Below are 7,199 nucleotides of genomic sequence, written 5' to 3' on the forward strand. Positions count from 1 at the left end.
CAGTTGTGCCCGCGTCATGAGTGACGATCTACCAGATCGCGTCACAGGGCACGGGCGAGTCGCACAAATTGATCACAACCGGATACACGCCCTAGTGCTCAAGACCGTCACCGGTGACCGGAACCAGCGGTGGGAGAGGCACCCGGAGTACACGGACCTGAACGCGGGGGCGGGCCAAACTGGGTGGTGGAGCCTTCGGCCCGCGATGAACCCCAGCCTGGCGGCTGCGCCGGTCACTCTCGGCGGCTGGGCCGACATCAGGCTCTACCGGGTCACCAACAGCATCGACCGGCTCTGGCACAACCAGGAGAGCGGCAACGACAGGTAGAGACGGCCGGCTGGTGTGCGGCGGGCGACCATCTCCCGATAACGAGGTCCCCATGGCCGGTGCGGACGCGGAGGGCCGGAGGAGGCGCGGGCCGGGTGTGAGTTACCAAGTGAGGGCGGAGATGCGGCGGACCGCTTCGTGGATCTGTTCGAGGCTGGTGCAGACGGTGAGGCGGGTGTAGCCGTGGCCGCCGGGGCCGAAGCCGGTGGCGGGGATGCTCAGGGCGCCTGCCTGGAGGAGGCGTTCGGCGAAGGCGTTTCCCGGGAGGTGGCGGGGGTTGCGGACCAGGCAGTAGAAGGTGGCCTGGGGGCGCAGGACTTCCAGGCCAGCCTGCTCCAGGCCATCGCAAAGGACGGTCATGCGTTCGCGGTAGGTGGCGCGCAGGTGGGCGGGGTAGTCGGTGGTGTCGTTGAGGGCGGCGACGCCGGCGTGTTGGATGGCGGCGAAGGTACCGGAATCGGTGTGTGTCTTGACGGTCCGCAAGGCGGCGATCGCCTGCTCGTTGCCGACGGCGTAGCCGATGCGCCAGCCGGGCATGTTGTACGTCTTTGACAGGGAGTGGAACTCGATGCCGCAGTCCATCGCTCCGGGTGACTGGAGGAAGGACGGGGGCGGGGTGTCGTAGTAGATCTCGGAGTAGGCGGCGTCGGAGGCCACCAGGATGTCGTGCTCGAGTGCGAAGCGGGTGGGGTGGTCGTAGAAGCCGGTGGTGGCCAGGGCTGCGGTGGGGTTGTTGGGGTAGCAGACCCACAGCAGCTTGGCGCGGCGCGCGATGTCGGCGGGGATCGCGTCGAGGTCGGGCAGGAAGCCGTTCTCCCTGCGCAGGGGCATCCGGTACACCTCGGCTCCGCAGAACCGGGCCCAGGTCGCGTAGATGGGATAGCCCGGGTCGGGGACGATCACCACATCACCGGGATCCACGAAGGCCAGGGCGAGGTGGGCCATCGCCTCCTTGCTGCCGAGTGTCACCAGCACCTGCCGGTCGGGGTCCGGCCGCAGGCCGAAGCGGCGCCGGAAGAAGTCGGCCGCCGCCCCCCGCATGGTCAAGGTTCCCTCGTAAGGCGGATACCTGTGCAACTCCGGGTGCTGGACGGCCTGCTGCATCGCGGCCACGATCGCGGGAGGCGTGGGCAGGTCGCAGTCCCCGACCCCGAGCGGGATCGGCGCGACCGGCCCGCCTGCGGAGCCGGTGCGCAGGTTGTCGATGTAGTCGAACAGGTACTCGTCACCGGTCTGTAGCCGTGAGGATGTCTTCACCGGGGCATGATCGCCCGCCCGCGCTCACCGTGGCAGAGCCCGGACGGGCGCACAGCTCAAGACGGCCGGAACCGGCTCCTCACTGGCCAGGATCCCCCGAGACAGGCCGCACACGCTATGGCTGTTTGTAAGCACTTGTTTCGGCTCCAGTGCACGGAGTTCTTTTGGCTCCGACGGACGTTCGACCGCCGGGCCGGTGATGGGCTGATGCACAGACATGGCCTGCGAGAAGAGGCCGTCAGGGGCTCGGGTGAGCCGTCGACCACCGGTTCGAGGGTGGGGCCAAAAGAACTCCGTACCCCGGGGCCGGCTCAAGTGCTTACAGACACTATGGCGGACCTGGGGGTCCCTGCCCGTCTGCTGGCGGGTGTCAGTAGTGGACTTGTCGGGCCCGGGCCGCCGATGGGTGATCAACACCGGTTGAGCCGATGCCGGCGCAGGCTGCCGAGGAGATCCCGCCCGCGCGCCCGCTGGCCTCCGGGGTGGCGTATGAGCAGAAGTTCGACGGGCACCGGATGCTGGTGTTCACTCCGGCTGGCCCCGGTGGGCGGGTGCTGCTCCAGACCCGCCGCGGCGCCCTGGTCCAGGGCGCGTTCCCTGCTCTCGTCGTGGCGGCAGAGCAGCTGCCGTATGGCCTGGTCCTCGATGGCGAGGCTCTGGTGTGAAAACCGGAGGCCGGCGCTCTGTCCTTCGAGGGTGAGGCGGGCCGGCTGCGCGCGGTCGGCCGCACGGTCCCGCTGCGCCAGGAGCAGGCCCGGCAGGTCGCCGAGTACCTAGCCGCGGCCGGTCCCGCCCACCCGTGGACGGGCGTGCGGTTCGCTGCATCGTGGGGATCGCGCGACGTCCTCGACGCGGTTCTCGTCGGCCCGGACGCGGTGGCCGAGATCAGCGCCGACCGGGCCATCGACCGGGGCGGGGTCTTTAGGCATCCGGTCCGGTTCAAGCGGCTGCGCCTGGACGTCACAGCCGAAGACGTTCCCCGGTTCGGCCAGGGTCCGTCTGCGGTGGCCGGCTGACCGCGCATACGGATGCCGGTTTCATCGTTGGGCCGGGCGTGAAGATCCTTGCTTCCTCGATGCTTGCTGTCGCGGCCCTGCTCCTGGCCGCTGTTCCCGCCTCGGCCGACGACGCCCCGGCTCGGGCAAGGGTGCTATCGGACAGGGCAGTTCATCGCTCGGCAGCGGCGGCTCCGACTCCTTCGGGGACAGTGGTGGCCACGCGTCCTCGAACCGCCATCTCACGAGGACGGGGTGACCCGGGGGCCATCTCCGACCTGGTCAACAACCTGACGAACCCGCAGCCGGAGTGAACAAGCCCTGAGCTGGCCGACGGCATCGACCGTCGTCCTGCGGCCCGCCTGAGCGGGCGCCTCTGACGACCCCCAGCGCGGGCCGCCACCACTTGCCACACCGGTGGCGGCCCGCGCTGCTGCGCTCACTTCTCGCCGAGATCAGGGCTCCAGACGGTCGGCCCGCCGCCGCGCCATTCGATCAGCAGCGCGTCGTCCGGGCGGACGTCGTCAGGGGCCAGGCCGGCCCGCCGCAGGAACTCCAGGAGATCGCCGGGGCCGAGGGCAACCCGGAGTCGACCCAGGACGCACCGTCACCGCGCCTCAAGGGTGAACTCGGCGTCGTCATCCAACGGCGGGCTCTTCCAGATGCCGCCACTCGGAACGTTGTCCGCCGGGTTCGCGACGCCATTGGTGAACATGGTGTATTCGGCCTCAGGCGAGCCGTCCCAGACGAGAGTGGCCCTGGCACCCCGAGACTGCAAAGCGGAGGGGCCCGCGGCGTGAAGGCCAGCCTGGGTGGGAGAGGCCGTCGTGACGAGGGGGTAAGCGCGGGCGAGGGTCTCCAGTGCGGTGGCGGACTGGGTCTTGTCCTTGGCCTTGGCGATGGAGTTGGCCTCGCTGGCGATGGCCTTGAGGAGTGCCTCGCGGGCCTCGGTGGCGGCCGGTGACTGCGGGACGGCGGTCAGCACCAGGCCCACGGGGGCGGGAACATCCTGCTTGCCTTCGCTGCTGGCGGTGTCCTGGGGCTGGACCGGGGTCGGGCTCGACTCAGGCTCGGTCTTCTTCTTGGCCATGATCGATCCTCTCCTTTGCGTCGACGGATGATCAAGGTATCGACTCCGGGGCAAGGAGGGTGGCGGATCGCCTAACGCCACCCCCGCGCGACGTCTCACAGGCGATCCCGTCCAGGAAGAAGAGCCCTGCGGCAGGCCAGGCGGCCACCGCCCACAGAGATATCAGATCGGGGAATGAAATCACTCATCAAGCCGAGCAAGTCGAAGCACCGCATCCCGATCATCTACGCAGGTCAGAGGGCGTGGCCAACCGTGATGTGGCTGCGTAGGTGAGAGCGGAGAGCGAATGTCGGTGGTTCCTGGCATCGGTTCGCCGTCAAGAGGCCGAATGTCGATGAGAAGTAGCAGCACCTGAGAGCGGTGAGTCCGGTCGGGGTGGCAGCCGGCCGGGTGGTGTAGGCCGTGAAGAACTGCGTAGCGGGGGGCTGGCGTTGGCGGGCACCGTAGCGTTCGACATAACCGATCGACACCTTGATCGTGATGGCGTTGGCTGGCCGGCATGCCAGAACTGCGTACCGATCGTCTCCTGCTCCGCCGGTGGCGGGAGTCCGACCTCGAACCGTGGGCGGCGATGAACGCCGACCCCGAAGTCCGAGAACACCTGGGAGCACTGCTGACGCGGGAGCAAAGCAATGCCGCGGTGGAACTCATGCAGGCAGAGTTCGACGAGCGAGGCTTTGGGTGGTGGGCGCTCGAAGCACGGGAGACCGGTAACTTCATCGGCCGCGTCGGCTTGGACGAGGTGGACGAGGACATGCCGTTCGCGGGGGTGGACATCGGGTGGCGGTTGACCCGTTCGGCGTGGGGGCACGGTTACGCCACCGAGGCCGCCGTGGCCTGCCTGGCCTTCGGTTTCGAGGTCCTCGGGCTGCCGGAGGTCGTTGCGTCGACGACCGTCAACAACCTTCGTTCCCAGGCAGTGATGCGCCGGATCGGCATGACCCGGGACCTGGCCGACGACTTCGAGGATCCGAGCGTGCCCGAAGGGCCGCTTCGCCAGTGTGTGCTGTACCGGACCCCGCAAGATGCCCACGGGCTACACCAGGCGGCGGGACACGACCCCGGCCCCCTCGTTGTACAGAGCACAACCATGGTCCCGAAGCGAGCACCTGGGTGCTCTCGAAACCCAGCGAGATCACTTTCCCGTGAAAGAGGCTGCTCTCGCGGCTGAGCTACAGGCGCTCTCGTAACTCGCTGACAAAGCCAGTCCGGGTCCAGGCCGGGCCGTCGCAGGAACTCCAGGAGATCGCGTGGTGGGCCTACCTCGACCACCCCAAACCGACCTGCGGCCACTGAGTTCGAAATCGCTGTCGGCCACGTGGCTTCGTTCACCTCGAGGAAACCCGTGAACAAAGCCAGCCGATCCTCCGGCAGAAGCCGCTGACCAGAGCAGCGGTGGGGGCCGTCACCTCGCCGGGGGCGGCCCGCACTGCTGCTTTCATTCCTCGCCGAGATCCGGGCTCCAGACGGCCGGCCCGCCGCCGCGCCACTCGATCAGCAGCGCGTCGTCGAGTCGGACGTCGTCGGGGTCCAGGCCGGCCCGTCGCAGGAACTCCAGGAGGTCGCCGGGGCCGAGGGCGCGGCCGAGGATCTCGCCGTCGACACGGACGCGGCGTCCGCCCTCGGCGTCCGGTGGATACACGACCACGCGCAGGTCACGGCTCATCTCTCCACCTTGGCGGTACCCGCTCACTCCAGCACCCGAGGGCGGTGTCCGGGCGGCAGTGCGGGCAGGCGGGTACGCCCTCGGCCAGCAGCCGGCGGATCTGCTCCGGGGCCGCGGGGGCGCAGCGCTTGCCGGGCTCCCAGCAGTCCCCGGTGTGCACGCGGGCCGGAAGCCGGCTGACGCCGATCCCGCGCTCTACCAGCCATGCCGGGGGCTCGCGCGGCGGCTGCTGCCGGACGGTGGCAGCCTCGCGCTCCTCGGCAGCGGCAAGAGCCTGTTCCGTGCGGCTGAGTTCGCCGCGCAGGTAGGTGACCAAAGTCCGCAGCCGGGGGAGGTCTGGCGGCAAGACGGACACGATCAGCCCCCGTACTGCGCCTGACGCGCGGCCTTGCATGACGGGCACAAGGGTCTGGCCCCGACCCCGTAACGGCATGTCGGAGTGTGGCACCGGGCACAGGGGCCGGTCTGGCTGGGCGCCCAGGTGACGGGCTGCGGCCTGCTGGCGGGGGCGGGGGAGGTCATGGCGCTGCTCCTCGTGCGGGGATCCTCCAATTCAATCATGTGTTCGATTTTATGGGCGAGTGGCTTGGGTGCCCGCTGTCCTGCGGGCGCCGCAGCGCGGTCATGGATTCGACGCACGCGATCAACGTTGGATGGCATGGCAGCGCAAGCGTCGGAGGTGGGCTCCTGGCGGAAGGATCTCCGTACTCCACTCGATTGGCCCAACGGGGCTCTTCGTCAGGTCGCGCAAATCGGACACCTAGGCGCCCAATAGTGCTATGCAGATACATCTCGATCCCAGCCAAGAAGACATGGAAAGGTTGCAGTCGGCCCTCGGCAATCCGCCTCCTGCTGAAGTTGCTCGGCTGGCCAAGATAATTGCCCATGCTGGAGCTCAAGAAGCGTTTGATTACGCGACAGGTGTGGCGATGCCTGCAACGATGGCGGACTTGCGGGCCTATCGAATTTGTCGTCTTGTCAAGGCGGGCATGCGACTGTCGGAAGCTGAGAGTGTCGTCGCCAGCCTTTTCAAGGTGGCTCCCGCTTCAGCCAGGAGACTTGTGCAAACGGCAGTCGCCCGGTTTTCTGTCGAGCTGGGGAGTGACTTGCTTGCCACAGTCAAGGATGTGCTCGAAACGGCGGTATGGGACGAGGTGGAATCTGGGAAGTGGATAATGCTTCTGCCCTCCAGGCTGGTGCAAGAATGGGCTCTGGATAGGGCCCGCCTCAGCGATCTACCGAACCCCTCACGGGTGCGCGGGGCGCTCTGGCATTTTTCTGATGAGACCTATCAGCATCTGCGTGAGCTTGCCGGATTGCCCCCGAGGGCGAAACAGTGAGCACTATCGACCGCGAGATTGTCGATTCATTTCAGTTGATGGCAGTGCTCCTCGTCTTCGTCTTCTCCTACTTCTCAGTGGTTTGGGCGCGCACAGGTGAGCTAGTCGAGAAGAAAGGGAGTGATAAATTCGCCGAGGATCGGATTAGGGGAGAGCGCGCCCGGCATCGCTACATCTTGTGGGGCTTTCTTATTCTTATTATTTGCGTCCTGGCAATCTTGATTCCCGTTTCGTATCGCGTCTTCAATGATTGGGACTGGTCCGGACCGTTCAATACGGTTCGAGCAGGATTGATCCTCGTTGATGCATTTCTGATCACGGCGATTGGCGCCATCTGCCTCCTGATTAGCAAGATTTCTAAAAAGCTGGAGTGAAATAGCAGGAGGGGAACCGGGGCGAACCCTGGCCGATCTGGCCGACCCCGGGGGGAGGAGGCGCCGGGGATGGTGTTGCGACCGCCGGTTGAGCCGATGCTGGCGCAGGCCGCGGAGTCGTTGCCGGGCCCGTCCGCGCTGCGCGCGGG

9 protein-coding genes and 1 pseudogene are annotated in these 7,199 nt (G+C 67.4%); 6 read left to right on the plus strand and 4 right to left on the minus strand.

Annotated elements, in window-relative coordinates:
* Positions 1-205 precede the first annotated feature (205 nt).
* Positions 206-328: a hypothetical protein gene (locus tag AB0M76_RS43130; protein ID WP_365958242.1), complete on the plus strand. Its 123-nt coding sequence runs from the start codon at positions 206-208 to the stop codon at positions 326-328.
* A 102-nt stretch (positions 329-430) separates the two neighbouring features.
* Here the strand turns inward: AB0M76_RS43130 and AB0M76_RS43135 are convergent, their stop codons facing one another.
* A complete protein-coding gene (locus tag AB0M76_RS43135; protein WP_365958243.1) occupies positions 431-1,585 on the minus strand; it encodes an aminotransferase class I/II-fold pyridoxal phosphate-dependent enzyme in 1,155 nt (384 codons plus the stop codon).
* A 428-nt stretch (positions 1,586-2,013) separates the two neighbouring features.
* On the opposite strand from AB0M76_RS43135, the gene AB0M76_RS43140 reads away from it, so the two are divergent.
* Positions 2,014-2,250, plus strand: coding sequence for a hypothetical protein (locus tag AB0M76_RS43140; protein WP_365958244.1), 237 nt, complete (start codon positions 2,014-2,016; stop codon positions 2,248-2,250).
* Between the two features lie 144 nt (positions 2,251-2,394).
* Positions 2,395-2,601, plus strand: coding sequence for a hypothetical protein (locus AB0M76_RS43145; RefSeq protein WP_365958245.1), 207 nt, complete (start codon positions 2,395-2,397; stop codon positions 2,599-2,601).
* Between the two features lie 586 nt (positions 2,602-3,187).
* Here AB0M76_RS43145 and AB0M76_RS43150 read toward each other — a convergent pair.
* Complete coding sequence (locus AB0M76_RS43150; RefSeq protein WP_365958246.1) at positions 3,188-3,670, minus strand: hypothetical protein; 483 nt, start codon at positions 3,668-3,670, stop codon at positions 3,188-3,190.
* 499 nt (positions 3,671-4,169) lie between these two features.
* Here AB0M76_RS43150 and AB0M76_RS43155 point away from each other — a divergent pair.
* Positions 4,170-4,685: pseudogene (locus tag AB0M76_RS43155) on the plus strand (GNAT family N-acetyltransferase); the annotation flags it as partial.
* Between the two features lie 423 nt (positions 4,686-5,108).
* Here AB0M76_RS43155 and AB0M76_RS43160 read toward each other — a convergent pair.
* Both AB0M76_RS43160 and AB0M76_RS43165 read right to left on the minus strand, forming a co-directional pair.
* The gene (locus AB0M76_RS43160) at positions 5,109-5,336 is read right to left on the minus strand and encodes a hypothetical protein (RefSeq protein ID WP_365958247.1); all 228 of its coding nucleotides are present in this window, start codon (positions 5,334-5,336) and stop codon (positions 5,109-5,111) included.
* Positions 5,326-5,691, minus strand: coding sequence for a DUF6233 domain-containing protein (locus AB0M76_RS43165; protein ID WP_365958248.1), 366 nt, complete (start codon positions 5,689-5,691; stop codon positions 5,326-5,328). Before AB0M76_RS43165 ends, AB0M76_RS43160 begins: the two co-directional genes overlap by 11 nt.
* Before the next feature lie 424 nt (positions 5,692-6,115).
* On the opposite strand from AB0M76_RS43165, the gene AB0M76_RS43170 reads away from it, so the two are divergent.
* Both AB0M76_RS43170 and AB0M76_RS43175 read left to right on the plus strand, forming a co-directional pair.
* The gene (locus AB0M76_RS43170; protein WP_365958249.1) at positions 6,116-6,676 is read left to right on the plus strand and encodes a hypothetical protein; all 561 of its coding nucleotides are present in this window, start codon (positions 6,116-6,118) and stop codon (positions 6,674-6,676) included.
* Complete coding sequence (locus AB0M76_RS43175) at positions 6,673-7,050, plus strand: hypothetical protein (RefSeq protein ID WP_365958250.1); 378 nt, start codon at positions 6,673-6,675, stop codon at positions 7,048-7,050. The genes AB0M76_RS43170 and AB0M76_RS43175 overlap by 4 nt, the downstream gene beginning before the upstream one ends.
* The last annotated feature ends 149 nt before the right edge of the window (positions 7,051-7,199 follow it).

It is taken from the genome of Streptomyces sp. NPDC051364, assembly GCF_040682115.1.
GTDB lineage: Bacteria > Actinomycetota > Actinomycetes > Streptomycetales > Streptomycetaceae > Streptomyces.

What these genes read in the sequence shown, in the direction of transcription:
- AB0M76_RS43160 (WP_365958247.1), bottom strand. Translation starts at nt 5,336, where the DNA reads ATGAGCCGTGACCTGCGCGTGGTCGTGTATCCACCGGACGCCGAGGGC.
- AB0M76_RS43150 (WP_365958246.1), bottom strand. Translation starts at nt 3,670, where the DNA reads ATGGCCAAGAAGAAGACCGAGCCTGAGTCGAGCCCGACCCCGGTCCAG.
- AB0M76_RS43170 (WP_365958249.1), top strand. Translation starts at nt 6,116, where the DNA reads ATGCAGATACATCTCGATCCCAGCCAAGAAGACATGGAAAGGTTGCAG.
- AB0M76_RS43140 (WP_365958244.1), top strand. Translation starts at nt 2,014, where the DNA reads ATGCCGGCGCAGGCTGCCGAGGAGATCCCGCCCGCGCGCCCGCTGGCC.
- AB0M76_RS43130 (WP_365958242.1), top strand. Translation starts at nt 206, where the DNA reads ATGAACCCCAGCCTGGCGGCTGCGCCGGTCACTCTCGGCGGCTGGGCC.